Source organism: Pinisolibacter sp. (assembly GCF_036782435.1).
Classification (GTDB): Bacteria; Pseudomonadota; Alphaproteobacteria; order Rhizobiales; family Ancalomicrobiaceae; genus CALBKH01.
Genome location: NZ_DAIPZB010000030.1, coordinates 42,635 through 59,740 on the forward strand (window position 1 = coordinate 42,635; position 17,106 = coordinate 59,740).

General features: G+C 68.4%; 13 protein-coding genes and 2 tRNA genes. 10 read left to right on the forward strand and 5 right to left on the reverse strand.

What is annotated here, in order from left to right; genetic code table 11:
• The first annotated feature begins 361 nt into the window (after positions 1-361).
• Together V7Q42_RS14030 and V7Q42_RS14035 are read left to right on the forward strand one after the other, a co-directional pair.
• Positions 362-2,710 (forward strand): GumC family protein, encoded by a 2,349-nt coding sequence (locus V7Q42_RS14030; RefSeq protein WP_333824717.1) that lies wholly within the window; start codon positions 362-364, stop codon positions 2,708-2,710.
• Positions 2,711-2,793: 83 nt separating this feature from the next.
• On the forward strand, positions 2,794-3,843 hold the full coding sequence (locus V7Q42_RS14035) for a glycosyltransferase (RefSeq protein ID WP_333824718.1): 1,050 nt from the start codon (positions 2,794-2,796) through the stop codon (positions 3,841-3,843).
• A 15-nt stretch (positions 3,844-3,858) separates the two neighbouring features.
• Here the strand turns inward: V7Q42_RS14035 and V7Q42_RS14040 are convergent, their stop codons facing one another.
• Complete coding sequence (locus tag V7Q42_RS14040) at positions 3,859-3,984, reverse strand: hypothetical protein (protein ID WP_333824719.1); 126 nt, start codon at positions 3,982-3,984, stop codon at positions 3,859-3,861.
• A 767-nt stretch (positions 3,985-4,751) separates the two neighbouring features.
• Between V7Q42_RS14040 and V7Q42_RS14045 the strand changes: the two genes are divergently transcribed.
• The 4 genes from V7Q42_RS14045 (at position 4,752) to V7Q42_RS14060 (ending at position 9,729) form a co-directional block, all read left to right on the forward strand.
• Positions 4,752-5,204, forward strand: coding sequence for a c-type cytochrome (locus tag V7Q42_RS14045; RefSeq protein ID WP_333824720.1), 453 nt, complete (start codon positions 4,752-4,754; stop codon positions 5,202-5,204).
• A 17-nt stretch (positions 5,205-5,221) separates the two neighbouring features.
• A complete protein-coding gene (locus V7Q42_RS14050) occupies positions 5,222-6,568 on the forward strand; it encodes a cbb3-type cytochrome c oxidase subunit I (protein WP_333824721.1) in 1,347 nt (448 codons plus the stop codon).
• Positions 6,569-6,690: 122 nt separating this feature from the next.
• Positions 6,691-7,506 (forward strand): CbbQ/NirQ/NorQ/GpvN family protein, encoded by an 816-nt coding sequence (locus V7Q42_RS14055; RefSeq protein ID WP_333824722.1) that lies wholly within the window; start codon positions 6,691-6,693, stop codon positions 7,504-7,506.
• Positions 7,507-7,782: 276 nt separating this feature from the next.
• Entirely contained in the window at positions 7,783-9,729 is a 1,947-nt protein-coding gene (locus tag V7Q42_RS14060; protein WP_333824723.1) for a nitric oxide reductase activation protein NorD, read from the forward strand.
• 10 nt (positions 9,730-9,739) lie between these two features.
• On the opposite strand, the gene V7Q42_RS14065 is transcribed toward V7Q42_RS14060, so the two are convergent.
• Both V7Q42_RS14065 and V7Q42_RS14070 read right to left on the reverse strand, forming a co-directional pair.
• Positions 9,740-10,054 carry a DUF6665 family protein gene (locus tag V7Q42_RS14065; RefSeq protein WP_333824724.1) on the reverse strand — a complete coding sequence of 105 codons (315 nt, stop codon included), beginning with the start codon at positions 10,052-10,054 and terminating at the stop codon, positions 9,740-9,742.
• Between the two features lie 221 nt (positions 10,055-10,275).
• Positions 10,276-10,352: transfer RNA gene (locus tag V7Q42_RS14070), tRNA-Pro, on the reverse strand.
• 305 nt (positions 10,353-10,657) lie between these two features.
• Here V7Q42_RS14070 and V7Q42_RS14075 point away from each other — a divergent pair.
• The 4 genes from V7Q42_RS14075 to V7Q42_RS14090 all read left to right on the forward strand — a co-directional run bounded on the left by V7Q42_RS14075 (position 10,658) and on the right by V7Q42_RS14090 (position 15,833).
• Positions 10,658-10,732, forward strand: a tRNA-Gln gene (locus V7Q42_RS14075).
• Positions 10,733-10,847: 115 nt separating this feature from the next.
• The gene (locus V7Q42_RS14080) at positions 10,848-11,147 is read left to right on the forward strand and encodes a hypothetical protein (RefSeq protein WP_333824725.1); all 300 of its coding nucleotides are present in this window, start codon (positions 10,848-10,850) and stop codon (positions 11,145-11,147) included.
• A 193-nt stretch (positions 11,148-11,340) separates the two neighbouring features.
• Complete coding sequence (gene acnB / locus V7Q42_RS14085; protein ID WP_333824726.1) at positions 11,341-13,932, forward strand: bifunctional aconitate hydratase 2/2-methylisocitrate dehydratase; 2,592 nt, start codon at positions 11,341-11,343, stop codon at positions 13,930-13,932.
• 566 nt (positions 13,933-14,498) lie between these two features.
• Positions 14,499-15,833, forward strand: a complete 1,335-nt coding sequence (locus V7Q42_RS14090; RefSeq protein WP_333824727.1) for an Hsp70 family protein — start codon at positions 14,499-14,501, stop codon at positions 15,831-15,833.
• Between the two features lie 4 nt (positions 15,834-15,837).
• Here the strand turns inward: V7Q42_RS14090 and V7Q42_RS14095 are convergent, their stop codons facing one another.
• On the reverse strand, positions 15,838-16,605 hold the full coding sequence (locus V7Q42_RS14095) for a bestrophin-like domain (RefSeq protein ID WP_442958204.1): 768 nt from the start codon (positions 16,603-16,605) through the stop codon (positions 15,838-15,840).
• Between the two features lie 292 nt (positions 16,606-16,897).
• Positions 16,898-17,106, reverse strand: a 209-nt coding sequence (locus tag V7Q42_RS14100) for a hypothetical protein (RefSeq protein WP_333824729.1), incomplete at its 5' end; no start/stop codon positions are given.

Consider the following 17,106-nt stretch of genomic DNA (forward strand, 5'->3'; position numbering starts at 1 on the left):
GGAAAATGAACGGAAATTCCATGACGCTCGAGAATCGTCCCTGCCTCACCAGTCTCACACGATTCGCCTCGACCGATCGACCCGCGGATGTCGGGGGATCCGCCGCGGATCGGCGCGGCCTCGCGCCGGGTCGCGGTCCGAGATCCGACGCTTCGATCTCGAAGCGCCGATCTGTGCGAAGGCGAACATGGTTAACGATTTGTTGAAGGCTTTGGCTTCATCTGGGGCGTGGGATTTCCGAAGACCTTGTTCGTTTCTCGTACGGTCTCCTCGTCGATCGGGTCGCCGGTCGCAACACGTCGAACTCTCCCGACATCGCCGCCGAGATGGCCGCGGATGCCGGGCCGAACGGTGGGATCGCATGTCCGGGGTACCCCTCGAGCAACGCACGGTCGCCGCGACGGCGTCCGCCGTCCCGGGTGACGAGGCGACCGCCGTCGACCTCGCCGTGGTCGGCCGGCTGCTCGCCCGGCGCTGGTGGCTCGTCGCCCTGATCACCGCGCTCTTTCTCGGTCTCGCCGGCGCCTACGTCGTCCTCGCGCCCAAGACCTGGCGCGCCGCCACCCGCGTCCTGCTCGATCCGCGCGACAAGCAACTCGTCGGCTCCGACGTCAACAAGCCGCAATATTCGATCGAAGCCGGTTGGGTGGAGACCCGGGTCGAACTGGTGAAGTCCTTCGGCAATCTCGCCGCGGTGGTGAAGAAGGAGGGGCTCGCCGCCGATCCCGAGATCGTCGGGGCGAACGCCGCCGACCTCGGCCCCGAGGCGCTCGACGCCCGCGCGGTGCGCAATCTCGCCGAGATGGTGGTGGTCGAGCGGCCGAAGGAGAACAACATCGTCGACGTCACCGTCACGACGAAGTCGGCGGAGAAGTCGGCGCGCCTCTCCCAGGCGGTCGCCGAGGCCTTCGTCGCCGGTCTCGCCCAGGCCAAGGTCGCCCAGATCGAGCAGGCCAACGCGCTTCTGTCGCGTCAGGTCGAGACCATGCGCCAGAAGATGATGGAGGCCGAGGCCAAGGTCGAAGAATACAAGCGCGCCAACGGCATCGCCGTCACCCGCGGCAACCTCGTCGACGAGGAGACGCTGCGCCAGTTGAACGAAGGCCTCGTCGCCGCGCGCCAGAAGGCCCAGGACGCCAAGGAGCGTTGGGACAAGCTGAAGCAGGTCCTCAAGTCCGGCGAGATCCAGTTTCCCGCCGGTCTCGACGGTGTCGGCTCTTCGGTTCTGTCTCGGCTGAAGATCGAAGCGGCGCTCGCCGCCAAGCGCCGCACCGAGGTCGAGCAGGACTACGGTCCGCTCCATCCCAAGGCGCGCGCCGCCGCCGCCGAGATGGACCGCGACAGGGCGCTGATCCTCGATCAGGTGAAGTCGCTCACCGCCACCGCCGAGATGGACTACCAACTCGCCCGCGCGGCCGAGGACAACGTCCGCAAGAACCTCGATCGCGCCCAGGCCCGCCTCGCCGACAAGGGCGAGGCCACCGTCGCCCTGCAGGAGCTGGAGAACGAGGCGCTGGCCCGCCGCGAACTCTACAAGTCCTTCGTCTCCCGCATGGAGGAGACGCATCTGCAGAAGTCGACCCAGATCTCCGACGCGACCATCGTCTCGCCGGCGCAGGTGCCGTTGAAGCCCTATTCACCGCGGGTCGCGATCATCCTCGGTCTCGCCCTGCTCGCCGGTCTCGGCTCCAGCATCTCGGCGGCGTTGCTGCGGGGGCGCCGCGACGTCGCCGCCCTCCTCGCCGAGCGCCGTCGCGAAAGCGCCTCGGTCGAACCTCCCGTCGCGCGCCGGCTCGCCGCGGTGATCCCGGAGGATGTCGCTCCCGCCGCCGCTCCCACCTTCGCGGACGACCCCGTCGCCGAGCCGCCGCCGACGTCCGACCCCGATACCGAGCTCCGGGCCGAGCCGGCGCCCACGACGACCGCGCCCACGGCCGAGCCGCCGTCGCGCCCCGTCCGCGCCTCGGTCGAGCCGGTCCGGGTCGATCTCGCCCTCACGCCCGAACGCATCGCCCGTCTCGGCGGCCTCGCCGAAGGCGGCGGCGCGGTGATCGACGCCTTCGTCGTCGCCCCCGACGGCCGCACCGACGTCGCCGGCCTCGCCGGCCTGCGCCGTCTCGCCGCCGAACTCGGCGAAGGCCTGCCGCGGGTCCGTGTCCTCTTCTCCAATTCGGTTCCGACCCCGATCGTCGCCGCCCTCGCCCATGGCTTCGCCCGCGCCGAGGCGGTGCGCGGCGCGTCGATGATGGTGATCGATCTCGCCGCCGACCCGTCGCCCTTCGACGAGGCCTTCGAGCGGGCCGCGCCGATCGCCCGCTCGCGCCGGCGCCGGGTCGAGAGCGGCTTCGACGTGCGCGTCGACGAACACGGCGTCGGCTTCGCCCGCCCGTCCGACGATCTCGCCGCCGCCGGACCGTCGCGCCGCGCCGGTCGCCTCGCCGATTTCGTCGCCGCGGCGATGCGCGATCACGACGGCGTGGTGCTGCATCTCGGCGGATCGCCGTCGGCCGCCGTGCTCTTCGATGCGGCCGAGGTCGCCGATCACGTCACCCTGGTGGTCGACGACAAGGATCTCGGCGGTCGCCGCGTCGCCGGCGAGATCGACGTCATGCGGGGTCTTCTGCCCCACTTCGACGGCATCGTCGTCCTCCGGGTCGCCGACGGATCGTCCTCGCACCGCGACGATCGCCGTCGTTCCCGTCGCGCCTGAGAGCGACGGGCATCGGACAGGGCCGTCGGCATGAAGTCGTCGCCACCGCCGGGGCCGCGCCGGCGGCAAGGGAGAGGGACCGCGTGATCTTCGTCGACCACACCCATCTCGGCCGCACCGTGACCGGGCTCGAGCGCATCACTCTGGAACTCTTCGCCGCCGACGCGCTGGCGCCGTTGAAACTCCATCCGATCACCGCTTCGGGCACCGCCGGTCTGATCTTCGCCCAGCAGGTGACGATCCCGGCGCGTCTCCTCGCCACGCCCGGATCGATCCTGCTGGCGCCGGGCTTCCCGCCGTCGATTCCCGCCTCGCTCTTCGGCGCCCGCGTCGTGCCCTACGTCCACGACTGCTTTCTCCTCACGCGTCCGCAGGATCTGAACCGCCGCGCCGCCCTCTACATGGCACCGGCCTTCCGCCGCGCGGTGACGACCTTGCCCTGGTTCCTGGTCAATTCGCGCACCACGGCGACCGAACTGCGGGCCTTCTGTCGCCCCGACGCCGAGATCACCCTCTACCGCCCCGAAGTGCGCGACGTCTTCGCCATCGGCGCCGAAGCCGCCGCCCGCGCCGCCGCCGCCCGCCGGGTGCAGCGTGGCGGGCGCCTCGATCTGATCGCGCTCGGGACCGTCGAGCCGCGCAAGAACCTCCTCGCCGCCGCCGCGATCGTCGAAGCGCTGCGCACCCGATACGGCTGGGACGCCTGCCTCCACGTCGTCGGCCGGCCGGGATGGGGTGGTGAAGCGGATCGCCTGAAGGATCGCCCCGGCGTGGCGATGCACGGCTATCGCGGGCCGCAGGAGGTGCGCGATCTCCTCGCGAGCGCCCACGTCTTCCTCTCCACCTCGCACGACGAGGGGCTCGGTCTGCCGCTGCTCGAGGCGCAATACGCCGGGCTGCCGGTGGTGGCGCCGGACAAGCCGGTGTTCCGCGAGGTGCTCGACACCTCGGGCGAATTCGTCGATCCGTCCGATCCGGCCGCCGCCGCCGAGGCCATCGACCGGCTGGTCACCCGCCCCGACGTCTTCCTCACCGCCGCCGCCGGCGCCATGGCCAACGTCGAACGTTGGAACGCCGCCGCGCGCGGTGATCGCGGGGCGCTGATCGAACGGTTGGGGCGGTGGTCGAACTGAAACCGGAACTCCGCGTCAAGCGACGCGCGCGGTCCTCGCATCGTGGGCGCGCACCATCTTGGCGACGCAGGGCTCGATGTTCGCGGCCCCCGATTCGGAAGCGGCGATGCAGGCGCGGATGCGCGGATCCGTGCGCATCATCCGATCGGCCTCCTCCGAGGTCAGACCCTGGAGAAGGGGGCAACGAGTCGGATCGAATCTGTGGGTCGTCCCGTCTCCGATCTGTTCACCGCACATGAACACCCCTCCGATGCGCCTGAAGGTCGCGCCACGTGCGTACGCGACCATCGATCCGGATGCCGGCCTTTTTGGCATGATGAGTACGTCTTGATCAACCGGCTTCGGTGTCGCTCTGTCGTTTTGCGGATGACGAACCGTGAATAGCGGCGGCTCGGCCTCCCGATTCACGACGAACGGCAGGTCGAAGGATCCGTCACGAGTCGCAGGACGGTTCCCTGTGCCGCCGGTTCGACCGGGTTCTTCGTATCCCTGCGTGAATTCGTCTCGACTTTCGACGGACTGTTCTCTCCCCGAGGAAGAACGTCGACGAGAAATTCGCTGAAACGGGTGGTACGGCTCACCATTCGTCTATCGAGCACGGATGATCTCGCGGTCGTCTCCGTCTCAGGAAATTTGTCCGACTTGACTACTATCAAGTACGTATCGGGAAAAGGCGCGCAATGTTCGTCTCGGATAACGATCTCGAACGGGTCGGGATCCATCGGATTGCCCTGAATGACTGTTCGCGGCATCGGCGCTCTCGGTGAGAGCTTCGATGCCGCGCTTTTTTTGCTGCGGTGCCACCTCGTCCATGGTGTGAAACACCGAGATTACCAAATATCAAGGCTTCGAAATCTCGCCCTCGGCATCGTCCACTCGGAGCTGATCCGATCAGAACGGGGGACTCTATGTTCGACGCGCTCACCAAATCAGCGGCGCGAAACATCTTCTACGGGGGGTCGCTCGCCTTCCTGTTGATCTTCGTTTCGCTGACCGCCCAGAGCCACTACTACGTGGTCAATACCTCGACCGCCAAGGCGCCGATCACCGACGGCGTCGTGCTCGGTAAACACGTGTGGGAGAAGAACTCCTGCATCAACTGCCACACCCTGCTGGGTGAAGGCGCCTACTTCGCGCCGGAACTCGGCAACGTCTTCGTCCGCTACGGCGGCGACAAGGATCCGGCGGCGGCTCGCGAGACGATCAAGGCCTGGATGAAGGCCCAGCCGACCCACATCGAGGGCCGGCGTCAGATGCCGCAGTTCAATCTCTCCGAGAAGGAACTCGACGGCCTCGTCGACTTCTTCGCCTGGGTTTCGAAGATCGATACTCAGAATTGGCCGCCCAAGGTCTCGGGCTGAGGGAGGGGGATGAAGTCATGAAATACGAAAGCCAGAAGGTGGCGCTCGCCTACTTCATCGTCGCGCTCGCCCTTTTCGCCGTCCAGGTGACCGTCGGCCTGATCGCCGGCTACGTCTACGTCGCGCCGAACTTCCTGTCGGAGCTGTTGCCCTTCAACATTCTCCGCATGCTGCACACCAACTCGCTGATCGTGTGGTTGCTGCTCGGCTTCTTCGGCGCCGCCTACTATCTCGTTCCGGAAGAATCCGAGACCGAGATCCATTCGGTCAAGCTCGCCTACATCCAGCTCGCGATCCTCGTGGTCGGCGCGCTCGGTGCGGTGATCGGCTACGTCTTCCGCATCCACGAAGGCCGCGAGTTCCTCGAGCAGCCGCTCTGGGTCAAGCTCGGCATCATCGTCGGTGCGCTGATCTTCCTCTTCAACGTCTCGATGACGGTGTTGAAGGGCCGCAAGACCGCGATCACCAACGTCCTGCTCCTCGGCCTGTGGGGCATCGCCATCTTCTTCCTGTTCTCGCTCTACAATCCGTCGAACCTCTCGGTGGACAAGATGTACTGGTGGTACGTCGTCCATCTGTGGGTCGAGGGCGTGTGGGAACTGGTGATGGCCGCGGTGCTCGCCTTCCTGATGCTGAAGATGACCGGCGTCGACCGCGAGGTGATCGAGAAGTGGCTCTACGCCATCGTCGCCCTGTCGCTCTTCACCGGCCTGCTCGGCACCGGCCACCACTACTACTGGATCGGCACGCCGTCCTACTGGCAGTGGATCGGCTCGATCTTCTCGAGCCTCGAAGTGCTGCCCTTCTTCGCCATGGTGCTGTTCACCTTCAACATGGTGTGGAAGCGTCGGCGTGAGCATCCCAACAATGCCGCGCTCCTGTGGGCGCTCGGCTGTGCGGTGCTCGCCTTCTTCGGCGCCGGCGTGTGGGGCTTCATGCACACCCTGCACGGCGTGAACTACTACACCCACGGCACCCAGGTGACCGCGGCCCACGGCCATCTCGCCTTCTTCGGCGCCTACGTCTCGCTGAACCTGGCGATCATGACCTACGCCATGCCCTACCTGCTCGGCCGTCAGCCCTACAACCAGGTGCTCAACATGCTGAGCTTCTGGGTGATGTCCTCGGCCATGGCCTTCATGACCTTCACGCTGACCTTCGCCGGCGTGGTGCAGACCCATCTGCAGCGCGTCCTCGGCCAGGGCTACATGGAGGTTCAGGACCAGATGACGCTCTTCTACGTCCTGCGCCTCGGTTCCGGCGCGGTCGTCGTCATCGGTGCGCTGATGTATCTGTGGTCGATCTTCGGACCGGTGAAGCCCGAGCTCGTCTCGCGCGACGCCAACGCCGCCCCGGCCGAATGACGTGATCCCGACGGGGACGGGATCACCCGCCCCCGTCGATCCTATCGGTCGCACGCCCTCGGACGGACCCCGGCCGAGGGCGTGTGCACGACAGACACGAGAATGGACCGGAGATGGATCCGATGAACGCCCCGCTCGCCGGCGAGACCGGCCGGCCCACCGCCGATGTCCCGTACTATCGTCCGGTCGGCGACGAATGCGCCATCTTCGAGCGCGCCTTCCGCCTGCGCCTGCCGCTGCTCCTCAAGGGACCGACCGGTTGCGGCAAGACCCGCTTCGTCGCCCACATGTCGGCGCGGCTCGGGCTGCCCCTCCACACGGTCGCCTGCCACGACGATCTCACCGCCGCCGACCTCACCGGCCGCTATCTCCTCAAGGGCGGCGAGACGGTGTGGGCCGACGGTCCGCTCACCCGCGCCGTCCGCTCCGGCGGCGTCGCCTATCTCGACGAGGTGGTCGAGGCGCGCAAGGACGTCACCGTGGTTCTCCACCCGCTGACCGACGACCGGCGCATCCTGCCGCTCGAGCGCACCGGCGAGGTGCTGACCGCGCCCGCCGACTTCATGCTCGTGGTCTCCTACAACCCGGGCTACCAGAATCTGTTGAAGTCGCTGAAGCCTTCGACTCGCCAGCGCTTCCTGGCGATCGAGTTCGACTATCCGAAGCCGCTCGTCGAGGCCGAGATCGTCGCCGCCGAATCCGGTCTGGCGCTGGACAGGTGCCGCCGCCTCGTCGACCTCGCCGGCCGCCTGCGCGGCCTCAAAGGTCAGGACCTCGAGGAGGGCTGCTCCACCCGCCTCGTCGTCTACGCCGCCTCTCTGATCCACGACGGTCTGAAGACCGAGGACGCCATCGAAGTGGCGATGATCGAACCGCTCTCCGACGACCGCGACGTCAAGCAGGGCCTGCGCGATCTCGTCTCGGCGGTGTTCGGCTGAGGGGGAGGGGATCTCCCGCCCCGGCGCGCCGACGGCGCGACCCCTTCTCCCCTCGCGGGAGACGGTGGCCCGCAGGGCCGGATGAGGGGGCGCCGCGTAGCGGCATCGGGGAAGACCCGCGAGGACGCGGTATGCGCCGAGGGGCCGAGACCCCTCATCCGCCCTTCGGGCACCTTCTCCCGCAAGGGGAGAAGGAAGAACCGGCCTCCGGCCGGAGACGTCGGGTCTGGTGCGACGGGGATGGTCCGGCGCGACCCGCGAGGGGAGGGGACCCCGATGGACTGGCATGCCTTGTTCGAGCCCGAGGAGACCGTCGGCCGGTTGTGGAACCGGCTGGTCGGCGAGAAGGCGACGCTGCCGCGTCACGACGAGGCGGCGGTTCCCTTCGCCGCGGTGTCGCGCTCGATCGGCGTCGTCTTCCGCGGTCTCGGCGGCCTCGCCTCGGTCGAGATCAAGGCGGCCGAGGACGCCGTCTCCACCCATCGCCTGTCGTGGCGCCAACGTCTCGCCCGCGACGACGAGCGGGTGACCGCGGCGCGCTTCACCGGCGAGGCGCTGTTGCTGCCGGCCGAGATCGCCCTCTTCCCCGAGACCGACCTCAACCGCGCCCTCTATCTGTGGCTCGCCGGCTGGGCGGTGGCGGCGGCCGAGGTGCCGCTCGACAAGGCCTGGGATCCGCTCGCCCGCGACGTCGCTCGGCTGCGCCACGCCCACCGCGCCACCCTCCTCACCGTCGAACGCTTCCCCGGCCTCGCCCGCTTCTGGTCGATGCTCGCCGCCGCGACCCTCGCGGCGCGGCCCGACCGCCGCCTCACCGCGACCGAGGCCGCGGTCGAGGCCGTGGTGACCCATCTCCTCGGCCGCCCGGCGCCGACCGCCGATCCGCTGCGTCTCGCCGAGCTGGTGACCGATGCCAGCCTGCCGCTCGATCGCCTCCTCGGGCCGGGCGACTACAAGCCCTATCTGCCGGTGGCGCTGTGGGGCGACTTCGATCCGACCCGCACCGCCCGCTCCGGCGAGCGCTCCGACGACGGTACCGACGCCGGGTCCGGCAAATCGGACGGTGGCGAGAAGAAGTCCCGCCGCGCCAAGCGGAAGAAGAGCGATCAGGTCGAGCGCCCCGACGCCTTCTTCATGCACCGCTTCGACAAGATCCTGTCCTGGGCCGAGTTCCTCAACCTCCACCGCGACGTCGAGGACGACGAGGAGGAGCAGGCCAAGAAGGCGATGGACGATCAGGACGAGATCGGCCTCGCCCGCATCACCAAGAAGGCGGCGACCAAGCTCGCCTTCGATCTCGATCTCGCGCCGGAAGAAGTCGCCGGCGACAGGCTTGCCGGCCGCCACACCTATCCCGAATGGGATTGCCGCAAGGGCGTCTATCTGCCCGATCACACCTCGGTGCTCGCCGGCCTCGCCGAACCTGCGGCGGAGGACACGTGGAAACTCGACGCCGGCGCCCGTCGTCGCATCCGCGAGGTCAAACGCCGCTTCGAGGCGCTGACCGCCGGCCGCGTGCGCCACCGCGCCCAGGTCGACGGCGCCGAACTCGATGTCGACGCCGTGGTGCGCTCGACCGCCGACCTGCGTGCCTGCGGCGAGGGCTCTGACCGCGTCTTCGAACAGGTGCGGACGACCGAACGAGATCTCGCCGTCACCGTGCTGGTCGACACCTCGCGCTCGACCGAGAGCTACGCCGACGACCGGCCGGTGATCGAGGTCGAGAAGGAGGCGCTGATCGCCTTCACCGAAGGGCTCACCGCCATCGGCGACGCCCACGAGATCCTGTCCTTCTCGTCGCTGAAACGTAGCCGGGTGAGGGTCGAGACGCTGAAGACCTTCGAGGAGCCGCTCTCCGCCACGGTCAAGGCGCGCATCGGCGCCATGCGGCCGGGCCACTACACCCGCCTCGGCGCCGCCATCCGCCACGCCACCGTGGGGCTTGCGAAACGCCCCAACCGTCGCCGCCTGTTGATCGTGCTGACCGACGGCAAGCCCAACGACCTCGACCACTACGAGGGCCGCTTCGGCATCGAGGACAGCCGCAAGGCGATCGAGGAAGCGCGCGCCCAAGGCTGCTCGGTCTTCGGCATCACCGTCGACAAGGAGGCCCGCGCCTACATCCCCCGCATCTTCGGCGCCAACGGCTTCGCCGTCATCGGCCGCCCGGGCAAATTGGCCGAAGCGCTGCCGGTGCTCTACCGCCACGTCGTGGGGGTGTGAGGGGAGGGGCTCACCCCGCCCCGAGTCGCGCCAGGACCTCGCCCGGTATGCCGTAGATGCGCACCGCATCGTCGTGGCGACGGAAGCCGATCATCTCACGCTGGACGAAATAGGCCCACACCGCCTGCGCCGCCTCGCGCAGCAAGGCATCCCGCACTTGCATCGGTCCGTCGCAGACGGAAAGCGCGGCGAGGCTCTCCTCGACCCGCCGGCCGGCGCGGCCCAGCGCCGAGGCCTGTTCGCCGGCGATCTCGTAGTCGAGCGCCACCATACCCTGTGGTGGCAGACCGGTAGGCGCGGAGCGGCCGGGTGGGCGGAGCGACATGGGTTTCCCTTCTCCCGTCCCGTGGCGCGCGATGGTGCGAAGAGGGCAGCATGCCCCGTCGTGCCCGCCGCGCAAAGTCTCGGCCCTGGAAAGGAGCGATGCCGAGCCGCGGCGAACCGGGCGCGGCGCGGCCGAAACGCTCGGGAGCGGCGCGGGGGGGGGCGCCGTGTCCTGTCCGAGATGCCTGCGTGAAGAGCCCGCCGGGACCGGGCTGATGCGGATGGTCGGAGTGGCAGGATTTGAACCTGCGACCCCCTCGTCCCGAACGAGGTGCGCTACCAGACTGCGCTACACTCCGTGACCGCGAGGCGCTGTATAGCGACCGAGCCCCGCCCCCGCAAGCCCGTTTTTCCAAGTCCGGCAATCCTGTGGACGGAGACACCGGTCGCTTTCCGCCGGCGCCGTGCCCCGCCGCGGAATTCCGGCCGCTGCGCACGCGCCGCAGGCGACCGTCGGGCCGGCTCCGCCTTCCGCGAACGCCGTCCGGCCGGCCGCGCGTCCGCCGTCACGCGGCGTCGCCGCCGCCTCGCCCCCCTGTTGCTCGCCTCGGGCTAAGTCGATATAGGAACCGCGCTCGATGATCCGCCCCGGCGGATGCGTCGTTGGGGCGTCGCCAAGTGGTAAGGCAGTGGATTTTGATTCCACCATTCGCAGGTTCGAATCCTGCCGCCCCATCCAGTCTCTCGAGATCGACGACGAAGCAGCGACACAACCCGGAGCACGTGAAACGCGTGTTGCGCGGACTCATGCGTGAGCGTCGAATGGCTCCCGTTCTTCGATCGGGAGGCCGTCCGTGTTTCCGCTTCGGGGTCTGGTCGCCGTCGCCGCCGTCCTGACGCTCACCGTCGTGGACGCCGAGGCGCGCTGCGTCCTCGATCCCACCCCGTGCCGGGGCTGCGGCTGCAAGGGTGGTCCCGGCTGGCGTCACATCGCCAGCGGGCGCTGCGTCGGTTTCCGCGATCTCGCGGCGAAATGCGGCGATCCTCCCTCGCCGAAGCTCTGCGTCTTCGAGAACGCCCCCGGCACCGGCGCCAATCGCGATTGCGCGCTCGCCCCCGCCGTGCCGCCGCCCGACGACGAGCCACCGCGGTGAAATCTCGCCTCGCTCCGAGCTGCCCGCGATTTCGGCGATGCCTCCCTTGCCCCCCGACGGCTTCCGCGCCACCTTCCCGACATGGCGCCTACGCCTTTTCGATCGCTTCTCTCGCGGGTGCGTCCCTGCTATCAGAGCGCGGTCATTCTGTCGCACCCGATGCGCGCCCCTCGATCCATCGGAAGGGTCACTCATGTCGATGCTCGAATCCTATCGTGCCCATGTCGCCGAACGCGGTGCTCTCGGCATTCCGCCGCTGCCGCTCTCGGCCAAGCAGACCGAAGCGTTGATCGCGCTGCTCCGCGATCCGCCGAAGGGTGAGGAGGCCTTCCTCGTCGAACTGCTGACCCATCGCGTGCCCGCCGGCGTCGACGACGCGGCCCGCCTCAAGGCCGGCTTCCTCGAGGCCGTCGCCAAGGGCAAGGAGAAGAACGGGCTGGTTTCCCGCAAGCTCGCCACCGAACTGCTCGCCACCATGCTCGGCGGCTTCAACATCAAGCCGCTGATCGACCTGCTCGCCGACGGCGAAGTCGGCGCCGTGGCGGCCGAGGGTCTGAAGAAGACCCTGTTGATGTTCGACTACTTCCACGACGTGAAGGACCTCGCCGACAAGGGCAACGCCAATGCCGCGTCGGTCGTGCGCTCCTGGGCCGACGGCGAGTGGTTCACCTCGCGTCCCGAAGTGCCGCAGTCGATGAACGTCACCGTCTTCAAGGTGTCGGGCGAGACCAACACCGACGACCTGTCGCCGGCGCCCGACGCCTCGACCCGCCCCGACATCCCGCTGCATGCGCTGGCCATGCTGAAGAACCCGCGTCCGGGCATCACCCCGGACGAGCCGGGCGTCCGCGGTCCGGTGAAGCAGCTCGCCGAGCTCATCGCCATGGGCAACCCCGTCGCCTATGTCGGCGACGTCGTCGGCACCGGCTCGTCGCGCAAGTCGGCGACCAACTCCGTGCTGTGGTTCACCGGCGAGGACATCCCGTATGTCCCCAACAAGCGCTTCGGCGGCGTCTGCCTCGGCTCCAAGATCGCCCCGATCTTCTACAACACCATGGAAGACGCCGGCGCGCTGCCGATCGAACTCGACGTCTCCAAGATGGAGATGGGCGACGTCGTCGAGCTGCGCCCCTACGAGGGCAAGGCGCTCCTCAACGGCTCGGTGATCTCCGAGTTCAAGGTGAAGTCCGACGTGATCTTCGACGAGGTGCGCGCCGGCGGCCGCATCCCGCTGATCATCGGCCGCGGCCTCACCGCCAAGGCCCGCGAGGCCCTCGGCATGCCGGCCTCCGACCTCTTCCGCCTGCCGGCCGAGCCGGCCGACAGTGGCAAGGGCTTCACCCTCGCCCAGAAGATGGTCGGCCGCGCCTGTGGCCTGCCCGAGGGCAAGGGCATCCGCCCGGGCACTTATTGCGAGCCGAAGATGACCACCGTGGGGTCGCAGGATACCACCGGCCCGATGACCCGCGACGAGTTGAAGGACCTCGCCTGCCTCGGCTTCTCCGCCGATCTGGTGATGCAGTCCTTCTGCCACACCGCCGCCTATCCGAAGCTGGTCGACGTCCAGACCCATCACGAACTGCCGACCTTCATCTCCAACCGCGGCGGCATCGCCCTGCGTCCGGGTGACGGCGTCATCCACTCCTGGCTCAACCGTCTGCTGCTGCCCGACACCGTCGGCACCGGCGGCGACAGCCACACCCGCTTCCCGATCGGCATCTCCTTCCCGGCCGGCTCCGGCCTCGTCGCCTTCGCCGCTGCGACCGGCGTCATGCCGCTCGACATGCCGGAATCGGTGCTGGTGCGCTTCAAGGGCACCATGCAGCCGGGCGTCACCCTGCGCGACCTCGTCAACGCCATTCCGCTCGCCGCGATCAAGGAAGGCAGCCTGACGGTCGAGAAGAAGGGCAAGAAGAACGTCTTCAACGGCCGTATTCTCGAGATCGAAGGTCTGCCGGATCTCAAGGTCGAGCAGGCCTTCGAGCTCTCCGACGCCTCCGCCGAGCGCTCCGCCGCCGCCTGCACGGTGCGCCTGAACAAGGAGCCGATCATCGAGTACATGAACTCGAACATCGTGCTGATGAAGTGGATGATCGCCAACGGCTACCAGGATGTCCGCTCGCTCGAGCGTCGCATCAAGGCGATGGAAGCCTGGATCGCCGACCCGGTCCTGCTCCAGCCCGATGCCGACGCCGAATACGCGGCGGTGTTCGAGATCGACATGGATCAGATCAAGGAGCCGATCCTCGCCTGCCCGAACGACCCCGACGACGTCAAGACGCTCAGCGAGGTCGCCGGCGACAAGATCGACGAGGTCTTCATCGGCTCGTGCATGACCAACATCGGTCACTTCCGCGCCGCCGGTAAGATCCTCGCCGGCAAGTCGGACATCCCGACCCGTCTGTGGATCGCCCCGCCGACCAAGATGGACGCCATGATGCTGACCGAGGAGGGCTACTACGCCACCCTCGGCAAGTCCGGCGCCCGCATGGAGATGCCCGGCTGCTCGCTCTGCATGGGCAACCAGGCGCAGATCCGCAAGGGCTCGACGGCGCTCTCGACCTCGACCCGCAACTTCCCCAACCGCCTCGGCATCGACACCCGGGTGTACCTGTCCTCGGCCGAACTCGCCGCGGTCGGCGCGCTCCTCGGCAAGATCCCGACCACCGAAGAGTACATGGCGGCGGTCGGCGGTCTCGCCGGCAAGACCGCCGAGGTCTACCGCTACATGAACTTCGACCAGATCCCCGAGTTCGTCGAAGTGGCGGAGAAGGTCGCGGTCTGATCGCCGTACGATCGATTGATACCGAACTCACGAAGTTTCGACCTGTTCGAAACTTCGTGAGTGAAGGCAAGCGCGAACGCGCGTCGGCCGGTCAGGCCGTAACGCTCACGAAATTCGGACGTGTCCGAATTTCGTGAGCCCAGTATGAGATGACGCGAGCCGGGCGAGAGCCCGGCTCGTTTCGTTCGCGGGGCGAAGGGGGCGTCGTGTCGTTCGTCGGAGCCTCGATCGGCCCTTGCCGTTGCTCCCAATTCTGCCGTCATCCCCGGCGAGCGAAGCGAGGGAAGGGGATCCAAGGACGTCTCGCCCCCTCGAAGAGCCGCTGGATCCCCTTCCCCTCCGCTTCGCTTCGGCCGGGGATGACGGCTCGAGGTCTGGTCGAATGCCGGGGCGGTTCGGAGGCGGGCGGCACTTCGGTTCGATTGAAGCTTGGATCCCGTGCGGGTTCCACCCCACCTCCGTCCTCGACGCCGTCACACGACCCGACTATGGTGCGCGCCCCTTCACTCCGCCGCACCTCGTCGCGCCGTCTCGCGCCATCGGTCGGTCGTCGCCTCGAGGTCGCCATGCCGAAGCTCCCTCTCGCTCCAGCCCTCGGCCTCGACTTCGGCACCACCAACACCGTCGCCGCCCTCGTCGACCCGACCGCCCCCGGCGGCGCCCGCTCGATCCGCTTCCCCGACGGCGCCGAAACCCATTCGGTCTTCCGCTCGGCGCTCGACTTCTGGCCGGAGGGCAGGGGGCGCGAGCGCCACATCGCAGTGGAGGCCGGCCCCTGGGCCATCCGCCACTTCGTCGAGAGCCCGGAGGGCAGCCGCTTCCTCCAGTCGTTCAAGACCTTCGCGGCGAGCCCGTCGTTCCGCTCGACCAACGTCCACGGCAAGTCGTTCCGCTTCGAAGACCTGCTGGCGACCTTCCTCGGTCGCCTCGCCGATCACATCGACGCCGGCGATCTGCCGTTGCCCCGCCGCCTGATCGCCGGCCGTCCGGTCACCTATGCCGGCGCCGCCCCCGATCCGGCGGTCGCCGAGGCGCGTTACGACGCCGCCTTCGCCGCCGGCGGCTTCGACGAGATCCACTACGTCCACGAGCCCGTCGCCGCCGCCTTCTGGTTCGCCCGACGGCTCACCCGCGACGCCACCGTCCTCGTCGCCGACTTCGGCGGCGGCACCTCGGACTTCTCGGTGGTCCGCTTCACCGTCGGCGCCGACGGCGTGCGCGCCCATCCGCTGGCGAGTTCGGGCGTCGGCGTCGCCGGCGACGGCTTCGACTACCGCATCATCGACAGGGTGGTGTCGCCGAAGCTCGGCAAACACGCTCGCTACAAGAGCTGGGACAAGTGGCTCGACGTGCCGGCCCACTGGTTCACCAACTTCGCCCGGTGGAACCAGTTGGCGGTGATGAAGAGCCCCGAGACCATCCGTGAACTCGAGAAACTCGCCGCGTCCGCCGACGACCCGCAAGGTCTCGAGAAGCTGATCGAGATGATCGAGGACGACCTCGGCTGGCCGCTCTACAAGGCGGTGTCCGAGGTGAAGGCGGCGCTGTCGATGGCCGAGGAGGCGCGATTGGCCTTCCATCACGGCTCGATCCATATCGACGCGCGCGTCACCCGCGCCGACTTCGAGACCTGGATCGCCGACGACCTCGCTCGCATCGATGCGGCGGTCGACGCCGCGATCACCGCTTCCGGCGTCGCGCCGCGCGAGATCGACAAGGTGTTCCTCACCGGCGGCACCTCCTTCGTGCCGGCGGTGCGCCGCCTCTTCGTGAACCGCTTCGGCGAGGACCGTCTCGAGACCGGCGAACAACTCCTGTCGATCGCCTTCGGCCTCGCGTTGATCGGCGCGGAGGAGGACCTCGAGCGCTGGACCGTGCGCGAGACCGCCCGCGCCGCCTGATCGCTCAGCCGGCGCGGATCAGCGCCGCGATCGGCGCCGGCGTCACCGTCGTCGGTTGCTGGAACGGGTTGCCCTGGATCAGCACGATCGCCGCCGTTGGTCCCGCGGCGGCGGCGAACAGCAGGATCGCCACCAACGCCGCCCGCGGCTTGGTCACGTGGACCGCCGCCACCGACAGCATGGTGATGAACCCGAGGAAGGCCATGCCCAGCCACTTCAGCGGATTGACGTGGGTCTGGCTGAGGCCGATGCGCTGATCGCGCGCCTCGCGGACCTCCATCGCCTGGGCGAGGAGGCGGGCATGCACCGCCGGTCCGAGCGTGTCGCCGAAAGAGCGGCCGGCGAGGAGGCCGAGCAGCCGATCGAGGACCTGCGATGTCTCGTCGCTGTGCCGACGCCGCGCCAGGAGCGGCCATTCGACGTCGACCGCCGCGTGCGCATACGCCGAGACCGCTCGATCGACCTCGTCGCGATCTCCCGGCGCCAGCCCCCGGGTCAGCGACACGATCGCCTGCAGGCTGTCGGCCTCGCGGAAGACGGCGGTCGTCGCCCGGTCGTGGGCGCTCCACGTGTCGTTGGCGAGGAAGGCCAGGGTGAGCGCGAAGAGCACACCGATGATGTTGATGAAGGGCGGCACCACCCCGTCGAGGGAGTGGAGCCACGCCGTTCGCCGCGCGTCGTGCATCCACGCCGCCAGCGCCCAGGAGGCGAGGAAGGTGCCGACCAGAGCGATCGCCGCGAACCCGTAGTGGTCGTAGGCCCCGAGATTCATCTTCACACCCGCTCCGCCCGTCGCCCCCACGATCTCTTCTCGCGTTCGCGCACGCGCGAGCGGGAGGGAGAAAGAGGACCCTCCCGATCGTCTTGGCACCACTGCCGGGAGCCGTCGACCGACATTCTGTCGTGGCCGATCGCCTCCGGGTACGGATCGGAGGCGTTTCGCCCCCTGTCCGTACCCCGACCGGTGGCCTCCGACACAGGCGAAAGCGGCGTGCGGTGGTGAGAAAAGTTATCCACAGGACGTCACGCCGCTGAAATGCTGGGTTTTTTGTGCAGTGCGAATTTTAGTCGGCGAAATCGCATTTCCGTTGTTGACGGCATCCGGGGAGGTCCTTATAACCCCACTCAACGACGGCGGCGCTGCCGCTGGCGACGAAATCCTTCGCCCTCCGGTCCTGGATGACCCCTTGAAAAAGGGACTTGCCAAGTGGCTCGGAAAGGTGTTGAAGGTCACTGAATTCGGTCAGACCGAAGAGAGTGTTGAAACCGTCCG

What these genes read in the sequence shown, in the direction of transcription:
- V7Q42_RS14030 (WP_333824717.1), top strand. Translation starts at nt 362, where the DNA reads ATGTCCGGGGTACCCCTCGAGCAACGCACGGTCGCCGCGACGGCGTCC.
- V7Q42_RS14040 (WP_333824719.1), bottom strand. Translation starts at nt 3,984, where the DNA reads ATGATGCGCACGGATCCGCGCATCCGCGCCTGCATCGCCGCTTCCGAA.
- V7Q42_RS14045 (WP_333824720.1), top strand. Translation starts at nt 4,752, where the DNA reads ATGTTCGACGCGCTCACCAAATCAGCGGCGCGAAACATCTTCTACGGG.
- V7Q42_RS14050 (WP_333824721.1), top strand. Translation starts at nt 5,222, where the DNA reads ATGAAATACGAAAGCCAGAAGGTGGCGCTCGCCTACTTCATCGTCGCG.
- V7Q42_RS14055 (WP_333824722.1), top strand. Translation starts at nt 6,691, where the DNA reads ATGAACGCCCCGCTCGCCGGCGAGACCGGCCGGCCCACCGCCGATGTC.
- V7Q42_RS14060 (WP_333824723.1), top strand. Translation starts at nt 7,783, where the DNA reads ATGGACTGGCATGCCTTGTTCGAGCCCGAGGAGACCGTCGGCCGGTTG.
- V7Q42_RS14065 (WP_333824724.1), bottom strand. Translation starts at nt 10,054, where the DNA reads ATGTCGCTCCGCCCACCCGGCCGCTCCGCGCCTACCGGTCTGCCACCA.
- acnB (WP_333824726.1), top strand. Translation starts at nt 11,341, where the DNA reads ATGTCGATGCTCGAATCCTATCGTGCCCATGTCGCCGAACGCGGTGCT.
- V7Q42_RS14090 (WP_333824727.1), top strand. Translation starts at nt 14,499, where the DNA reads ATGCCGAAGCTCCCTCTCGCTCCAGCCCTCGGCCTCGACTTCGGCACC.
- V7Q42_RS14095 (WP_442958204.1), bottom strand. Translation starts at nt 16,605, where the DNA reads ATGAATCTCGGGGCCTACGACCACTACGGGTTCGCGGCGATCGCTCTG.